Here is a 16,919-nt window from a genome sequence, read left to right as displayed (position 1 = left end):
AGGGTCCGGCTCCGTTTCGCCTCCCTCCGCCGGGACATAAACGGCAAACGGTACGTCAGGAGCGGGCGGCCGTAACCGCGCGGGCACGGAGCGGAGTACCGCTTCCGCCACACGGGGAGTCGTGTGACACTGAGGTTCCGTCCGCGGTGTGGAGTCGCTCCCCACCGCGTCCGTCCCCCACACGAGAAGTGCGCCGTGCGTGAACTTCCTCTCCCTCTCGCGCTCACCGCGCGACTGAGTCCGGTCGTCGTGCTCGCCTGCGCGGGCTGGGCGTTGACGTCCGGCCCGTTCGCCGCCTCCCCGGCCGCCGCCGGTCCCAAGGCCGCACAGCAGGAGGACCGCGGCGCCGACGACGGGGCGTCCTCCGAGCCGTCCGCTCCGTCGTCGACCGCGGTGACCAAGACGTACGCGTCCGCCCCCGCACCGTGCACCAGCGTCGCCGAGAAGACGATCACGTCCCTGGTGCCGGGCGCCAAGGCCGCGGGCAAGGAGATCCCGTCGACGGACACCAACGTGCGCCGGACCTGCTCCTGGAACGCGCTCAAGGACTACGACTACCGCTGGCTCGACGTGTCCTTCGAGATCATGGCGACGGACGAGGCGGCGCTGAAGTCGTACGAGCAGCGGACCACCGACAAGAGCGGCGGCGGAGCCGTGCCCGGTCTCGGTGACAGCGCCTACTCGGTGGTGAACCTGACCACCGAGGACAAGCAGGAGACCCGCGAGGGCGTGGTGCTGGCCCGCGCCGCCAACGCGATCGTGGTCGTCACGTACAACGGCAGCGACTTCGAGTCGAAGAAGGCGCCCAGCACGGACGAGATCAACAAGGGCGCCATCAAGGCCGCCAAGGAGGCGATGGCCGCCCTGGAGAACGGTCGCACGGGCTGACCGTCCTCCCCGGGCGGTGAAACGCTTCGGATGGTGACGCGCGTCAGACGGTGGCCCGCTGCCGGCCGCGCGCCGCCATCAGCAGCAGGTACAGCACCAGCGAGGTGCCCAGGCCCACCGCCCAGCCGTAGTCGGCGAGGGACTTCAGGGCCGGGATGGGCCGGCCGTCGATCAGCGGGTGGAAGTCCGCGCCGCCGATGGCCAGCACGCCGCCCACCACGAAGGCCACGACCGCCCGCCAGTTCCAGCCGCCCTCGTACCAGTAGCGTCCGCCCGCGCGGTACAGGTCGCCCAGGTCCAGCCGGGAGCGCCTGAGGACCCAGTAGTCGGCGATGAGGATGCCGGCGACCGTGCCGAGCAGTCCGCCGACCAGGCCGAGCCAGGTGAAGATGTAGCCCTGCGGGTCGGCGTACAGCTTCCACGGGCACATCACCACGGCGAGCACGGCGGTGACCAGGGCGCCGGTGCGGAAACTGACCTTGCGCGGCGCGACGTTGGAGAAGTCGAAGGCCGGGGAGACCATGTTGGCCGCGATGTTGACCGACAGGGTCGCCACCAGCACGGTGACCAGCGCGTACACCAGGCCCACCACGTTGTCCGTCTTCGCCGCCAACTGCACCGGGTCCCACACCGGTTCGCCGTACACGGCCTGGGAGCCGGAGGTGACCAGCACGGACAGGAACGCGAACAGGGTCATGGTCGTGGGCAGTCCGAGCGCCTGGCCCCGGGTCTGCGCCTTCTGGCTCCTGCCGTACCGGGTGAAGTCCGGGATGTTCAGCGACAGGGTGGACCAGAAGCCGATCATGCCCATCAGGGAGGGCGCGAACAGTCTCCAGAAGTCCGCTCCCCAGCCCAGTTTCGACGGCTGGTCGAAGAGCGGGCCGAGTCCGCCGGCCTTGCTGCTCATCCACCACAGCATCACGAAGGCGCCGACGAGCACGAAGGGCGCCGCCCAGTTCTCGAACCGGCGGATGGTCTCCATGCCCCGGTAGATGACGGCCACCTGGATCAGCCAGAAGATGGCGAACGACAGCCACATCGTCCAGGCGTGGCCGCCCACCTTCGCGGCGTCCGTCCAGCCGCTCCCGATCAGTTTCCCGGCGAGGAAGTAGATCGCCTCGCCGCCGATCCAGGTCTGGATGCCGAACCAGCCGCACGCCACCAACGCCCGTACGACGGCGGGCAGGTTGGCGCCGCGCACGCCGAAGGAGGCGCGGGCGAAGACCGGGAAGGGGATGCCGTACTTGGGTCCCGCGTGCCCGGTGAGCAGCATGGGGACGAGCACGATCAGATTGGCCAGGGCGATGGTGAACACCGCCTGCTTCCAGTCCATCCCGACGGCGATCAGACCGGAGGCCAGGGTCCAGGAGGCCGTGTTGTGGGCCATGCCGACCCACAGTGCGGAGAAGTTGTACGTGGTCCAGGTGCGCTGGGCGACCGGGACGGGCAGCAGGTCCGCGTTGGCGTAGGGGCCGCTGGGCGGCGGAGTGCCGGGGGCGATCTCCACCCGCCCGTCGGCGAGGGTGACCTGCGCGGACGGCGGTATGGCCGGAGGAGCGGTGTCGGTCATGGGCAGCCCAATCGATGAGACGGGTCGAAACGGGGCGGTGCGGGCGCCCGGCCCCTCCCCGGGGAGGTGGGGAGGGGGGACAGAGGGGGGATGGGAACAGCGCTCGGGGACTCAGGAGTTGACGGCCGGGATGATCTGCTGCCCGTACGCGTCGATCACGGCTTCCTGCGCGTCGTGCATGTCGTACACGGCGAACTGGTCCACGCCCAGCTCACGCAGCGCGTTCAGCTTCTCGATGTGCTTCTCGACCGGTCCGACCACGCAGAACCGGTCGACGATCTCGTCCGGCACGAACTGCGTGTCCGGGTTGCCGCTGCGCCCGTGGTGGGCGTAGTCGTAGCCCTGGCGGGCCTTGATGTAGTCGGTGAGTTCGTCGGGGACGGCGGCGGAGTGCTCGCCGTAGCGGGTGACCAGGTCGGCCACGTGGTTGCCGACCATGCCGCCGAACCACCGGCACTGGTCGCGGGCGTGGGCGAGCGCCTCGGGCGAGTCGTCGGCGGTGACGTACGCCGGGGCGGCGACGCAGATCTTCACCTCGGACGGGTCGCGCCCGGCCGCGGCCGCCGCGTCCTTCACGGCCTTCACCATGTACTCGGTCAGATAGAGGTCGGCGAGTTGGAGGATGAACCCGTCGGCCTCCTCACCGGTCATCTTCAGCGCCTTGGGGCCGTACGCGGCCATCCACACGGGCAGTTCCGCGCCCGGCTTGATCCACGGGAACCTGATCACCGTGCCGCCGAGGTCGGCCTCCTCGCCCCTGCCCAGCGCCCGGATGACCTTCATCGCCTCGCTGATCCGGGCCAGGGTGTTGGGTTTGCGGCCGGCCACCCGCATCGCGGAGTCGCCGCGGCCGATCCCGCAGACCGTGCGGTTGCCGAACATGTCGTTGAGGGTGGCGAAGGTGGAGGCCGTGACCTCCCAGGTGCGGGTGCCGGGGTTGGTGACCATGGGGCCGACGGTCAGCTTCTCGGTGTTCGCGAGGATCTGACTGTAGATCACGAACGGCTCCTGCCAGAGCACGGCGGAGTCGAAGGTCCAGCCGTAGCGGAAACCGTTGTGCTCGGCGCGCTTCATCAGGCTGACCACGCGCGAGGCCGGCGGGTCGGTCTGCAGGACGAGTCCGAAGTCCATGGGCGGCACTCCTAGTCGAGGTACTGGCAGGTGGAGCGCGGGGTGTAGACGCCGTGCCCGGCGTGCCCGGTGTACTCCCGCTCGGTGATGACGGGTTCGCCGCGGGAGAGCACGGTCTCCACCCGGCCGGTGATCCGCCTGCCCTCGTACGCCGAGTAGTCGACGTTCATGTGGTGGGTCTCGGCGGACATGACCTGCTCGGCGTGCGGGTCGTAGACGACGACGTCCGCGTCGGCGCCCGGCGCGATCGTGCCCTTCTTCGGGTACATGCCGAACATGCGGGCCGGGGTGGCGCAGGCGATCTCGATCCAGCGGCGGCGCGAGATGTGCCCGTCGACGACGGCCTGGTGGAGCAGGTCCATCCGGTTCTCCACGCCCGGCATGCCGTTGGGGATCTTGGAGAAGTCGCCACGGCCGAGTTCCTTCTGGCCGGTGAAGCAGAAGGGGCAGTGGTCGGTGGAGACCACCTGGAGGTCGTTGGTGCGCAGGCCCTTCCACAGGGCCGCCTGGTGCTCCCTGGGGCGAAGAGGCGTCGAGCACACGTACTTGGCGCCCTCGAAGCCGGGCTCGGCGAGGTTGTCGGTGGACAGGAACAGGTACTGCGGGCAGGTCTCGCCGAAGACGTGCAGTCCCTGGTCGCGTGCCCTGGCCAGTTCGGCGACCGCCTCCTGCGCCGAGACGTGCACGACGTACAGCGGCGCGCCCGCGACCTGGGCGAGCCGGATGGCGCGGTGGGTGGCCTCGGCCTCCAGCAGGGCCTTGCGGACCTCTCCGTGATAGCGCGGGTCGGTCTCGCCGCGGGCCAGGGCCTGTTCGACCAGGACGTCGATGGCGATGCCGTTCTCGGCGTGCATCATGATCAGCCCGCCGTTGTCGGCGGCACGCTGCATGGCGCGCAGGATCTGCCCGTCGTCGCTGTAGAAGACGCCCGGGTAGGCCATGAACTGCTTGAAGGAGGTCACACCCTCCTCCACCAGGAGGTCCATCTCCTTGAGCGTCTCCTGGTTCACATCGGAGACGATCATGTGGAAGCCGTAGTCGATCGCGCAGTTGCCCTCGGCCTTGGCGTGCCAGGCGTCCAGGCCCTCGCGCAGGGTTCCGCCGACGGTCTGGATGGCGAAGTCCACGATCGTGGTCGTGCCGCCCCAGGCGGCGGCCCGGGTGCCGGTCTCGAAGGTGTCCGCGGCGTAGGTGCCGCCGAAGGGCATCTCCATGTGGGTGTGGCCGTCGACGCCGCCCGGGATCACGTACTTGCCGGTGGCGTCGATGGTCCGTTCGGCGGTGAACGCCCCGGCGGCCGGGGTGCCGGAGGCGGCGAGGGCGGCGATGCGGCCGTCCTCGATCAGGACGTCGGCGTGGATCTCGTCGGCGGCGGTGATGACGAGGCCGCCGCGGATGACGGTGCGGCTCATGCTCCCTCTCCTTCCGGTCGGGTGTGCACGGTGGGTCGCGGGTCCCCGGTCAGGGCGCGGTCAGCGGCTCGTACGTGCCCGGGGCGCGGTCGCGGTAGAACTGCCAGCGGTCGCGGACCTCGCGCAGCTTGGCCAGGTCCAGGTCCCGCACCACGAGTTCGGTGTCCTTGTCGCTCGCCGGTTCGCCGACGAACTGCGCCTCCGGGTCCACGAAGTACGAGGTGCCGTAGAAGTCGTTGTCCCCGTACTCCTCGACGCCCACCCGGTTGATCGCGCCGACGAAGTACTCGTTGGCGACGGCCGCCGCCGGCTGCTCCAGCTGCCACAGGTAGCCGGACAGTCCGCGCGAGGTGGCCGACGGGTTGAAGACGATCTCGGCGCCGGCCAGGCCGAGGGCCCGCCAGCCCTCCGGGAAGTGCCGGTCGTAGCAGATGTAGACACCGATCCTGCCCGCCTTGGTGTCGAAGATCGGCCAGCCGCTGTTGCCGGGCCGGAAGTAGAACTTCTCCCAGAAGCCCTTGACCTGCGGGATGTGGGTCTTGCGGTACTTGCCGAGGTAGGAGCCGTCCGCGTCGATCACGGCGGCGGTGTTGTAGAGGACGCCGGGCTGCTCCTCCTCGTACATCGGCAGCACCAGGACGAGGCCGAGTTCCTTCGCGAGCGCCTGGAAGCGCCGGACGATCGGGCCCTCGGGGATCTGCTCGGCGTACTCGTAGAACGCGGGGTCCTGGACCTGGCAGAAGTACGGTCCGTAGAACAGTTCCTGGAAGCACAGCACCTGGGCGCCCTGCGCGGCCGCGTCGCGGGCCGCCTGCTCGTGGACCTGGATCATGGATTCCTTGTCGCCGGTCCACGCGGTCTGGAAGAGGGCGGCGCGGATCACCTTGCTCATCGGGACCTCCACTCGCTGGATGTGCGGGGAGCGTAGAAAGCCGGCGGCTCCGTTTTGAGGTGCACCGTGTCACGTCTGCGGGGGCGGTGCGTGCCACCGTGTCACTCCGGGTCCGTCCCATGTCTCACCGCCGTTCTCCCGGCCGTTCTTCCGGCTCACTCCTGTTGCGCGTCGTGCGCGAGGAGCGCGATGTGCACCGAGGCGGCCTGCTCGAAGTCGTCGAGGTCCACCCCGAGGCACGCCTGTATGGACTCCAGGCGGCGGTAGAGCGCGGGCCGGGAGACGTGGTGGAGCTGTGCGGTGCGGGACTTGTTGCGGCCCGTGGCGAGGTAGGTGCGCAGCACGGACAGCAGGTCGTCGTCGGCCCGTCGCAGCAGGCCGTCCAGTTCCCGCTCGGCGAAGGACTGCACGTGCGGGTCGTCGCGCAGCAGCCGGACCAGGCCGCGCAGGTGCACGTCCTTCAGGCGTACGACGGCCGGGAGGTCCAGGGCCGCGGCGGAGTCGGCCACGGCCCGGGCGACGTGCCGGGCCTCGCGCAGCCCGGCGGGCACGTCGTCCCAGACGGTGCGTGCGTCCGCGGCGGCGACGACCGTGCGGTCCGCGCCGGATCCGCCGCGCAGCCGGGCCGCGAAGTGCTCGGTGAGGGCGTCGGCGTCCTGGTCGCGGGCGAGGCTGAGCAGCACGGCGGTGGCGCCCTCGGTCAGCTCGGCGACCAGCCCGGGAAGGCCCAGCAGGCGCAGCAGCCGGTCGAGTCCGGCCACGTCGCCGTCCGGTACGACCAGCGGTACGAAGCTGCGCCGGTTGACCGGCAGCCCGGCGGCCCGTGCCCGGGGCAGCAGCTGCCGGGCCGGTACGGCTCCGCCCACGAGGTCGGTGAGCAGGCTCTGCGCGGACTGCTCCTCCCAGGAGCAGCCGGCGTTGCCGCCGAGCATGCGGTGCAGGACGAGGGCCTCGGCGGCGCGGTCGGCCAGCAGCCGTCCGGTGGCGCTGTCGCCGCGGTGGCCGCACAGCACGATCCGTCCCCACCGCTCCCCGCGTCCGCCCAGTTCGGCGCGGATCCAGCCGTCGCCCTGCCCGGCACCGGCCTGCCGGGCGATGCGCTCCCAGTCCCGCAGCACGTCGTCGACCGCCGACCGTTCCCCCGCCGTGGCCAGGACGCGGTGGGCGAGGTTGGTGACGACGACGGGGCAGGCGCTGTGCTGGGCGATCTCGTCGAGCAGTGCCTGGAGCGGGGCGCCTGCCGTGATCAGCGCGGTGAGGGCGGTGCGTACGGCCTCCGACAGGCTGACGGAGGCGAACTTGCGCCGCACCAGCCGGGACTGGACCTCCTCGGTCAGCTCGGCGAAGGGGAAGGGGCGGTGCAGGACGACCAGGGGCAGCTGGCACCGCTCGGCGGCCCGGCGCATCACGTCCGGCGGCGTGGGGAAGGCCCGGCCCAGGCCCAGTACGACGGCCGCGGCCTCCGCGCGGTGCAGGGAGCGGATGTACTCGGCCTGTTTCTCCTCGTCGCCGGCGAGCAGCACGCCGGTGGTGAGGACCATCTCGCCGCCGCTGAGCATCACGCCGACGTCGGCGGCCTCGGCGACGTGCACCCAGCGCACGGGCCGGTCGAGGTGGCCGGCGCCGGCCACCACCTCGGGCTCCCCCGCGAGCACCCGCTCCAGGGTGAGGACCTGGCGCACCGACAGGGCGGGTTCCGGCGGGTTCCAGGTGGTCGGGGGTGTGTCCGAGGCGGTGGTCATGTCGAGGTTCCCCTCTGCGTACGGTCCGGTTCGCCTCCGCTAGTGCTGTGACCGGAAAGGTTCACCGGCTCGCGACGCCCGGCACGGCACTCCCCCAGCCTTCGGCCGGGGGTACCCCCACGCCGCGTTGTCGCATCACCCGAGTACATCCCGTACGCGGGCAATGCTCCGCCTCGCGAGGCTCCCCCACTGCCCGAAGGGCGTGGGAGGTGCCCCCAGCACCGGACGCCGCGAGCTTCCCGGCAAACCTTCCCGGCCACAGCACTAGTAGGCGGCGCGCAGTGCGCCCTCCAGGATCGCGGCGCCCTCCTCGGCCTCCGCGACGGTCAGGGACAGCGGCGGGGCGATGCGCAGGGCGCTGGTGTTGTGTCCGCCGCCCTTGCCGATGAGCAGGCCGTCCCGCCGGGCCGCCTCCAGCACCGCGGTGGCCGCCTGCGGGTCGGCCTGGTCCGTCCCCGGCCGGGTCAGTTCGACGCCGATCATCAGCCCGCGTCCGCGGACCTCGCGCACGCCGGGCAGTTGGGCGGCGACGGCCCGCAGCCGCTCGATGAGGAGTCCGCCGACGCGCCGGGCGTTGCCCTGGAGGTCGTGTTCCAGGAGGTAGTTGAGGTTGGCGAGGCCCGCGGCCATGGTGAGCTGGGTGCCGCCGAAGGTGGAGATGCTGTTGGCGTCCAGGCAGTTCATGATCTCGGCGCGGGCGACGACCCCGCCGATGGACGTGCCGTTGCCGATGCCCTTGGCGAAGGTGACGATGTCGGGCGGTCCGCTGGATGCGTGCGCCTGCCAGCCCCAGAAGTGGTCGCCGGTGCGGCCCCAGCCGGTCTGCACCTCGTCGGAGATCCACAGGATGCCGTGCTCCTGGAGCACGTCCCGGAAGGCGGCGTACAGGCCGTCGGGCGGGGAGGTGAAGCCGCCGACGCCCTGGACGGGCTCGGCGATCAGCGCGGCGGGCGGGCGGGTGTGGCCGAGGAGGTCTCTGAGGTCCTCGACGCAGGCGGCGATGAACTCGGCGTCGCTCAGGTGGGCGAACGGGCCGCGGGTGCGTACGCCGCCATGGACGTACAGCGTCTGGAGCGGGGACAGGGAGGTCGGGGACCAGCCGCGGTTGCCGGTGATGCCGACGGCGCTGAAGGAGCGCCCGTGGTAGCTGTTGCGCATGGCCAGGACGGTGTTGGCGCGCCGGTACGTCGTCGCCAGCAGCAGGGCGGTGTCGTTGGCCTCGGTGCCGGAGGTGGTGAAGAACACCCGGGCGTCCGGGATGCCGCTCAACTGGGCGACTCGTTCGGCGAGTTCGACCATCGGGCGGTTGAGGTAGAGCGTGGAGGAGTGGATGATCCGCCCGGCCTGCTCGGTCACCGCCTTGGTGACCTCGGGCAGCGCGTGGGCGGTCATGGTGGTGAGGATTCCGCCGAAGAAGTCGAGGTAGCGCCTGCCGTCGGCGTCCCAGACGTGGCGTCCCTCGCCGTGGGTGATCTCGATCGGGTCCTCGTAGTAGAGCGCCAGCCAGTCGGGTGTGACGGCCCGGTGACGGTCGTACAGGTCGCTCACGGCTGCACCAGCCCTTCGTAGGCGTCGGGGCGGCGGTCGCGGTAGAAGGCCCACTGCTGCCGCACCTCTTCGATGACGTCGAAGTCGAGGTCGCGGACGAGGAGTTGCTCCTTGGAGTCGTCGGCGACGTCTCCGACGAACCGTCCGCGGGGGTCGACGAAGTAGCTCGTTCCGTAGAAGTCGTTGTCGCCGTACTCCTCCCGGCCGACGCGGTTGATCGCGGCGACGAAGTACTCGTTGGCGACGGCGGCGGCCGGCTGTTCCAGCTGCCACAGGTAGGCGGACAGGCCGCGGTGGGTGGCGGAGGGGTTGTAGACGAGCTGGGCGCCGTTCAGGCCGAGTTGCCGCCAGCCCTCCGGGAAGTGGCGGTCGTAGCAGATGTAGACGCCGACCCGGCCGACGGCGGTGTCGAAGACGGGCCAGCCGAGGTTGCCGGGTTTGAAGTAGTACTTCTCCCAGAAGCCCTTGACCTGCGGGATGTGGTGCTTGCGGTACTTGCCGAGGTAGCTGCCGTCGGCGTCGATCACGGCGGCGGTGTTGTAGTAGAAGCCGGACTGCTCGACCTCGAACACCGGGACGACGATCACCATGCCGGTCTCGCGGGCGAGTTCGCGCATGCGTCGCACCGTGGGCCCGTCCGGCACCGGCTCGGCCCAGCGGTAGTGCTCCGGCTCCTGGACCTGGCAGAAGTACGGCGCGTTGAAGACTTCCTGGAACCCGATGATCCGGGCACCCTGACGAGCCGCCTCGCGGGCGTGCTCCTCGTGTTTGGCGACCATGGACTCGGTGTCGCCGGTCCAGGTGGCCTGGACCAGGGCCGCACGGACGACGTTGGCCATGAGCTGCTCCTTCGACGTACGTCAGAGCCTCTACGCCCGTAGAACAGGCCTAGAGGCACGAACGTAAGCCTCTTCTCCTGGCTTGCCAAGACCATTGTCGTCAACCCGCGAAGTCAATCGTGTTTCGCACTCCTGTGGGTGAGCGCGGGGACCGGCGGCAGGGGCGTCACGACGAGGCCGGGACCGGGGCACGCGCCCTGGCCAGCAGGTCGTGGGGCGCCGCGGGGCCGACGGGATCGACCAGGAGTCCGGGAAGCAGCAGCAGCCACAGGGCGGCCAGGCGGTCCTCGATCAGCAGGCGGTCGTCGAGGACGTCGGAGAGCGTGTGCAGGCCGAAGAAGGCGGCGACCAGGGTGGGAGCGTCCCGGCCGGGCTCCGCCCCCGGGGCCAGTCCTCCCTCGCTCCGGGCGGCGGCGAGCATGCGTTCGACGGTGGCGATCCAGTCCACGAACGGCGGGGGCATCTCCACGTCGATGGACCGCCGCTCGGCCCACAGCCGCGCGCCGGCGCGTACGACGACGTCGTCACGGAACGCCCGGGCCACCGAGAAGCTCAGCCGCACCAGCCTCTCCAGGGCGGGCTCGGCCACCGACTCGTGCTGTGCGACCAGGGCCGGCCAGGCGGCGAAGTGCGCGGTGACCACGGCGAGGGCGAGCTGCTCCTTGTTGGTGTAGTGGAAATAGATGGCCCCGCTGGTACGGCCGGACCGTGCGCTGATGTCGGCGATACTGGTCCCCGCGTAACCCCGTTCGAAGAACAGGTGAGCCGCCGCCTGCAATACGGCCTTGCGGGTTTCCTCCGCCCGTTCCTGCACGCGTCTCCCTCGTCCGTAGGTGCGTCGCGAGGAAAAATCTATCGGCCTTTGCCGCCCGGCCGGGAGAGCCCAACATGCGAAACTCTTAATAGTCTTATTAGCATTTTTCCATGGACTCCGGATCGCGCACACGGGATTCCCGCACCCCGTCGACCGGGTCCGGCGACCCCACCGCCCTTTCCCGTCTTTCCCCGCCTTCCCCGCCTTCCCGGTCTTCCCCGCTCAACCGGTCCCGGACGGTCGAGCGCGAACTGGTCCACCGGACCTCCGTGGCCGAGGTGTTGCTGACCGACGTCCGCCCCCACGGTCCGCTCTCCTTCCGCGCCGCCGCCGCGTGGCCGCGCTCGCATCCCACGTTCCCCCGCGGACGCGACGACCGGCACAGCCCCTGGATGATCGTCGAGACCCTGCGCCAGCTCGGCATCTACATCCCGCTGCGGCACCTGGACGTGCCCCGCACCGCCCGCTTCCTGATCGACGACCTGTCCTACGCCCTGGATGTGGCCGCGGAGCCCACGGCACCGCACGGGGCCAGCGAGGTCACCTGCCTGGTGCGGGTGGGCGGCCTGCGCACCGACCACGACGGAAACGCGCTGACCGGGCTGCGCATGCGGGTCGACTTCCTGGCCGGCCGGCGGCCGTTCGCCCGCGCGGCGGGCGGGGCGCGGTTCCTCGACGCCGAGCGCTACGACCGGCTCCGGTCCGGCGCCGGCGCGGCCGTGCCCTCCGGAGCCGGGCCGCGGCCCGAACCCACGCTGCTGGGGCTGGCGTCGGAGTCGGACGCCGTCGTCGTCGCGGCCGGCGAGGAACTGCTGGTGTGCCCCGCCGATCCGCGTCATCCGTTCCTGTTCGACCACGGCACGGACCACGTGCCCGGGACGGCCCTGCTGGAGGCGGCGCGGCAGGCGATCGCCCTGCGCAGCGGAGGACGGCTCGTGCGGCCCGTCGCCTGCCGGATGTCGGCCCTGCGGTTCACCGAGCACGCCCCGCCCGCCGTCATTCACTGCTCCACCCAGGGCCGCACCGGCGCATTCCTTTTCCGGCAGGGCGGCACCACCACGGCCGAAGGCGTACTGCGATACCCGTGAGGTGTCACCCACACGTGCGTATTGCGGCAGTGGATATCCGCGACCGGTCAAGTGGAGCGTAACGTTCATTATGTTTCCGGTTCCGGATGAATTCCCGGAAACCACGCAGTGCGGTGCGTGTGACCGCCTCACTTCTCAACCATCCCTGTCCGCCTGCGACTTCACGCTGCCTTGAAACGCGTGACGAACAGCAGGCGCCGACGTCCACGACCGGCGGATCGCGCCGCCCTCCGGCAGGTCCGTCCCGCGCCAGAACGGCAAGAGCACATGGCCACACATCACATGTTCGACCTCGACTGGACCCCCGAAGCCGTCGTCTTCGACTGCGACGGCACACTGGTGGACTCCGAACAGCACTGGCAGCAGGCCCGGGTCAGCGTCCTGCGGGACTTCGGCTGCGAACCCGGCCCGGACTTCACGGAACGCGCGAAGGGACTGCACTACACCGAGTGCGGCGCCCTCATGGCGCGCGTCGCCGGGAGGCCGGACGCCGCCGAGGAGATGACCGAGCGGTTGCTGACGACCTTCCGCACCCTCGTCGCGCGCGAGCCCGTGGCCGCGCGCGGCGCCAAGGGTCTGGTGACGATCCTGAGCCGGGTCGCACCGCTGGCCGTGGCCAGCAACTGCCCCGCCGACGTGGTGGAGTTCTCCCTGGAGTCGGTGGGCTTACGGCACCACTTCCGGCACATCGTCGTGCCCGACGAGGAGGTCCGCCCCAAGCCGCACCCCGGCACCTACGCAGAGGCCGTGCGCCGCCTCGGGGTGACCGACGGCAACACCCTGGCCGTGGAGGACTCGGTCAACGGGTTGAAGGCCGCGGCGGACGCCGGCCTCCGGGTGGTCGGGGTGGGCCCACGACCGGGCCCCGAGGCCGCCACCCTCGCCGACCTGTGGGTGGGCGCGCTGGACAACGCGGGCCTGATGGCCTGGGCGGCCAGCCGCCCCAGAACCGTCCGACTCAGGACCGGCACCCCCGGCGCGGCGCAGGGCCGCCCCGCGGTTCCGCCACCCGGCGGCCCCAGCCGGTCCTCCGACACCACGTCCGCCCCCTGAGCCCCGTACCGCCCGCGGTGGTCCACCTCATGCCGACGGCCACCGCGGGCCGTGCGGACGGTCATACCGAGGCCAGTGCGCTCCGCTCCGCCAGCTCCTCCATGGACAGTCCCAGCACCCGGGCCAGCGCGGCGATCGTGAAGAAGGCCGGGGTCGGGGCGCGGCCCGTCTCGATCTTGCGCAGCGTCTCGGCCGAGATGCCCGCGCTCGCCGCGACCTGAGCCATGCTGCGGTCGCCGCGCGCCGCGCGCAGCAGACGGCCGAGCCGCTCACCGCGCTCGCGTTCCTCGGGGGTCAGGGGGGTGCGCACCATACGAGCATCCTACCGCGATTCAAATACCGGTATAGTAATTGGCATGGTGGAACTGAAGACGGACACGTCGATCGACGCGATGTACGAGGCCGGCCAGGTCGTGGCACGGGCCCTGACCGCGGCACGCAAGGCCGCCGGCGTGGGAGTGTCCCTGCTGGAGCTGGACGAACTGGCCCACGACGTCCTGCGGGAGGCGGGCGCGGCCTCGCCGTTCCTGGGCTATCGGCCCTCCTTCGCCCCGACCCCCTTCCCCGCCGTGCTCTGCGCCTCGGTGAACGACGCGATCGTGCACGGGATCCCCACGAAGTACCGGCTGCGCGACGGCGACCTCGTCTCCCTGGACTTCGGCGCGAAGCTCGGCGGCTGGGCAGGCGACTCGGCGATCAGCTTCGTCGTGGGCCGGCCGCGCCCCGCGGACCTGCGGCTGATCGAGACCGCCGAGCGGGCGCTGGCCGCGGGCATCGAGGCGGCCGTGGTCGGCAACCGCATCGGCGACATCGCCCACGCCATCGGCTCGGTGTGCCGCGCGGCGGGCTACGGCATCCCGGACGGGTTCGGCGGCCACGGCATCGGCCGCCAGATGCACGAGGACCCCGGCGTCCCGAACGAGGGCCGGCCTGGCCGGGGCCTGCCCCTGCGTCACGGCATGGTCCTCGCCATCGAGCCGATGCTGATCGCCGGCGGCACGGACGGCTACCACGCGGCCCCGGACGGCTGGACCCTGCGCACCGACGACGGCTCCCGCGCGGCCCACGTCGAGCACACGGTGGCGATCACGGAAACGGGCCCGCGCATCCTCACGGAACGGTAGGCCGCCCGCTCGCGGGGCGCGGAGCCGTATCGATGGGCGGCTCCGTCGCGCGGGCGCGACCAGCCGCGACGCACCCGCGGCCGCACGACGGCACCGTGCCCGCCGCCCGCGGGCGCTCCGTATGCCGTCCGCGGGAACTCGTGCCATCGTGGCATGAACGACCCCCACACCGGTTACCCGGCGGGAGCCACTGTCAGCGACGGAACGGACAGCGATGACCAGCGGCTTCAACGGCCCGGAGGGCGACCGCGACCGCGACCCCTTCGGTGAACTCTTCGCCCGCTTCTTCGGCGGACCGCGCCCCGGCCCCCGGCAGATAGACATCGGCCGGCTGCTGAGCCAGCCCGCCCGGGAGCTGGTGCGGGGCGCGGCGCAGTACGCCGCGGAGCACGGCAGCCATGATCTGGACACCGAGCACCTGCTGCGCGCCGCCCTCGCCGCCGAGCCCACCCGCAGTCTGCTCAGCCGGTCCGGTGCGGACCCCGACTCGCTCGCGACGCAGATCGACGAGCGGGCCGGCCCCGTGCAGCACCCGCCGGGCGAGGCGCCACCGCCGACCTCCCTCTCGCTCACCCCGGCGGTCAAGCGCGCCTTCCTCGACGCCCACGACATGGCACGGGCCAGCGGCGCCGGTTACATCGGTCCGGAGCACGTGCTCAGCGCGCTCGCCGCGAACCCCGACTCGGCGGCCGGGCACATCCTGAACGCGGCCCGGTACGCCTCCTCCGGCCTGCCGCCCGAGACGCCGGACGCCGCGGCGCCGCCCGGGACGGAACGGCAGCGGTCCACCTCGACACCGACCCTGGACAGGTACGGGCGCGATCTCACCGAACTGGCCCGGCAGGGGCGCATCGACCCGGTGATCGGGCGGGAGCAGGAGATCGAGCAGACCATCGAGGTGCTCTCCCGGCGGGGCAAGAACAACCCGGTGCTCATCGGCGACGCGGGCGTCGGCAAGACCGCCATCGTGGAGGGGCTGGCGCAGCGGATCGCCGACGGGGACGTGCCCGACGTCCTGACCGGCCGCCGGGTGGTGGCCCTGGACCTGACGGGCGTCGTCGCGGGCACCCGGTACCGGGGCGACTTCGAGGAGCGGCTGAACAACATCGTCACCGAGATCCGCACCAACTCCGAGCGGCTGATCGTCTTCATCGACGAGCTGCACACCGTCGTCGGCGCCGGCGCGGGCGGCGAGGGCGGCGCGATGGACGCGGGCAACATCCTCAAGCCCGCCCTCTCCCGCGGCGAGCTGCACATCGTGGGCGCGACGACGCTGGAGGAGTTCCGGCGGATCGAGAAGGACGCGGCGCTGGCCCGCCGGTTCCAGCCGATCCTGGTGCCCGAGCCGTCCGTCGCGGACGCGCTGGAGATCCTGCGCGGGCTGCGCGACCGCTACGAGGCCCACCACCAGGTGCGGTACACCGACGAGGCGCTGGTGGCCGCCGTGGAGCTGTCCGACCGCTATCTGACGGAGCGCCGTCTGCCGGACAAGGCGATCGACCTGATCGACCAGGCCGGTGCCCGGGTGAAGCTGCGGGCACGCACCAAGGGCACCGACGTACGGGCCATGGAGCGCGAGGTCGAGCAGCTCACCCTGGACAAGGACCAGGCGGTCGCGGACGAACAGTACGAGCAGGCCACGCAGTTGCGCGACCGGATCACCGAGCTGAAGCAGCGGATCGGCCAGGCCACCGGCGGCGGCGAGGCCGACGAGGGTCAGCATCTGGAGGTCACCGCGGAGGCCATCGCCGAGGTGGTGTCGCGGCAGACCGGCATCCCCGTCAGCAGCCTCACCCAGGAGGAGAAGGAGCGCCTGCTCGGCCTGGAGCTGCACCTGCACCGGCGGGTCGTCGGCCAGGAGGAGGCCGTGAGCGCGGTCTCGGAGGCGGTGCTGCGCTCCCGCGCCGGGCTGGCCAGCCCGGACCGGCCGATCGGCAGCTTCCTGTTCCTCGGCCCGACCGGCGTCGGCAAGACCGAGCTGGCCCGGGCGCTGGCCGAGGTCCTGTTCTCCAGCGAGGACCGCATGGTCCGCCTGGACATGAGCGAGTACCAGGAGCGGCACACGGTCAGCCGGCTGGTGGGCGCCCCACCCGGGTACGTCGGTCACGAGGAGGCCGGCCAGCTCACCGAGGTGGTGCGCCGGCACCCGTACTCGCTGCTTCTGCTCGACGAGGTGGAGAAGGCGCACCCGGACGTCTTCAACATCCTGCTCCAGGTGCTCGACGACGGGCGGCTCACCGACTCCCAGGGCCGCACGGTGGACTTCACCCACACCGTCATCGTGATGACCAGCAACCTCGGCTCCGAGGCGATCACCCGGCGCGGGGCCGGCATCGGGTTCGGCCCGGGCGGTGCGGAGGCGGACGAGGAGGCGCGGCGCGAGCAGATCCTCAGGCCGCTGCGCGAGCACTTCCGGCCCGAGTTCCTCAACCGGATCGACGAGATCGTCGTCTTCCGCCAGCTGACCGCCGATCAGTTGCGGCAGATCACCGACCTGCTGCTGGAGAAGACGCGCCGGCTGCTGCACGCGCAGGACGTCACCGTCGAGTTCACCGAGGCGGCCGTGGACTGGCTCGCCCGGCACGGCCACCAGCCCGAGTACGGCGCCCGTCCGCTGCGCCGCACCATCCAGCGCGAGGTCGAGAACCAGCTCTCCCGGCTGCTCCTGGCCGGCCGGGTCCGCGAGGGCGGCCGGGTCGTCGTGGACGCGAAGGACGACCGGCTCACCTTCGACCCCCAGAACAAGGAGCCCGCGCCCTCACCCACGGAGTGAACGAGCCGGGCGTGAACGGCCGGGGCCCGCCGTCCCTTCCGGGAG

The 16,919-nt window shown here is 71.5% G+C and carries 14 protein-coding genes; 5 read left to right on the top strand and 9 right to left on the bottom strand.

Annotated elements, in window-relative coordinates; genetic code table 11:
- Positions 1–195: 195 nt before the first annotated feature.
- Complete coding sequence (locus ACIQMV_RS10565; RefSeq protein ID WP_141356865.1) at positions 196–888, top strand: hypothetical protein; 693 nt, start codon at positions 196–198, stop codon at positions 886–888.
- Positions 889–931: 43 nt separating this feature from the next.
- Here ACIQMV_RS10565 and ACIQMV_RS10560 read toward each other — a convergent pair whose 3' ends face one another.
- The 8 genes from ACIQMV_RS10560 to ACIQMV_RS10525 form a co-directional block, all read right to left on the bottom strand.
- Positions 932–2,458 carry an NCS1 family nucleobase:cation symporter-1 gene (locus ACIQMV_RS10560; protein WP_141356867.1) on the bottom strand — a complete coding sequence of 509 codons (1,527 nt, stop codon included), beginning with the start codon at positions 2,456–2,458 and terminating at the stop codon, positions 932–934.
- 111 nt (positions 2,459–2,569) lie between these two features.
- The gene (locus ACIQMV_RS10555; RefSeq protein WP_141356869.1) at positions 2,570–3,589 is read right to left on the bottom strand and encodes a TIGR03842 family LLM class F420-dependent oxidoreductase; all 1,020 of its coding nucleotides are present in this window, start codon (positions 3,587–3,589) and stop codon (positions 2,570–2,572) included.
- An 11-nt stretch (positions 3,590–3,600) separates the two neighbouring features.
- Positions 3,601–5,001, bottom strand: a complete 1,401-nt coding sequence (gene hydA, locus ACIQMV_RS10550; RefSeq protein WP_401770857.1) for a dihydropyrimidinase — start codon at positions 4,999–5,001, stop codon at positions 3,601–3,603.
- 49 nt (positions 5,002–5,050) lie between these two features.
- Positions 5,051–5,893: a nitrilase-related carbon-nitrogen hydrolase gene (locus ACIQMV_RS10545; protein ID WP_225078236.1), complete on the bottom strand. Its 843-nt coding sequence runs from the start codon at positions 5,891–5,893 to the stop codon at positions 5,051–5,053.
- Positions 5,894–6,048: 155 nt separating this feature from the next.
- Positions 6,049–7,635, bottom strand: coding sequence for a PucR family transcriptional regulator (locus ACIQMV_RS10540; RefSeq protein WP_401770860.1), 1,587 nt, complete (start codon positions 7,633–7,635; stop codon positions 6,049–6,051).
- Between the two features lie 264 nt (positions 7,636–7,899).
- Positions 7,900–9,183, bottom strand: a complete 1,284-nt coding sequence (locus ACIQMV_RS10535) for an aspartate aminotransferase family protein (RefSeq protein WP_402592335.1) — start codon at positions 9,181–9,183, stop codon at positions 7,900–7,902.
- Complete coding sequence (locus ACIQMV_RS10530) at positions 9,180–10,022, bottom strand: nitrilase-related carbon-nitrogen hydrolase (protein ID WP_141356879.1); 843 nt, start codon at positions 10,020–10,022, stop codon at positions 9,180–9,182. Before ACIQMV_RS10530 ends, ACIQMV_RS10535 begins: the two co-directional genes overlap by 4 nt.
- A 166-nt stretch (positions 10,023–10,188) precedes the next feature.
- Positions 10,189–10,836 carry a ScbR family autoregulator-binding transcription factor gene (locus ACIQMV_RS10525; RefSeq protein ID WP_402592334.1) on the bottom strand — a complete coding sequence of 216 codons (648 nt, stop codon included), beginning with the start codon at positions 10,834–10,836 and terminating at the stop codon, positions 10,189–10,191.
- 110 nt (positions 10,837–10,946) lie between these two features.
- On the opposite strand from ACIQMV_RS10525, the gene ACIQMV_RS10520 reads away from it, so the two are divergent.
- Together ACIQMV_RS10520 and ACIQMV_RS10515 are read left to right on the top strand one after the other, a co-directional pair.
- On the top strand, positions 10,947–11,924 hold the full coding sequence (locus tag ACIQMV_RS10520; RefSeq protein ID WP_402592333.1) for a ScbA/BarX family gamma-butyrolactone biosynthesis protein: 978 nt from the start codon (positions 10,947–10,949) through the stop codon (positions 11,922–11,924).
- A gap of 267 nt (positions 11,925–12,191) precedes the next feature.
- Complete coding sequence (locus ACIQMV_RS10515) at positions 12,192–12,977, top strand: HAD family phosphatase (RefSeq protein ID WP_141356885.1); 786 nt, start codon at positions 12,192–12,194, stop codon at positions 12,975–12,977.
- Between the two features lie 61 nt (positions 12,978–13,038).
- Here ACIQMV_RS10515 and ACIQMV_RS10510 read toward each other — a convergent pair whose 3' ends face one another.
- Entirely contained in the window at positions 13,039–13,290 is a 252-nt protein-coding gene (locus ACIQMV_RS10510) for a helix-turn-helix domain-containing protein (RefSeq protein WP_402592332.1), read from the bottom strand.
- Between the two features lie 43 nt (positions 13,291–13,333).
- Between ACIQMV_RS10510 and map the strand changes: the two genes are divergently transcribed.
- Positions 13,334–14,101, top strand: coding sequence for a type I methionyl aminopeptidase (map, locus tag ACIQMV_RS10505; RefSeq protein ID WP_402592331.1), 768 nt, complete (start codon positions 13,334–13,336; stop codon positions 14,099–14,101).
- Between the two features lie 214 nt (positions 14,102–14,315).
- Complete coding sequence (locus ACIQMV_RS10500; RefSeq protein WP_402592330.1) at positions 14,316–16,874, top strand: ATP-dependent Clp protease ATP-binding subunit; 2,559 nt, start codon at positions 14,316–14,318, stop codon at positions 16,872–16,874.
- Positions 16,875–16,919: the final 45 nt, after the last annotated feature.

The organism is Streptomyces sp. NPDC091412 (assembly GCF_044756885.1).
In the GTDB taxonomy this organism is placed as follows: Bacteria; Actinomycetota; Actinomycetes; order Streptomycetales; family Streptomycetaceae; genus Streptomyces.
The sequence above is the reverse complement of the archived record's forward strand: the minus strand, read 5'-3'. Positions and strand labels throughout refer to the sequence as shown.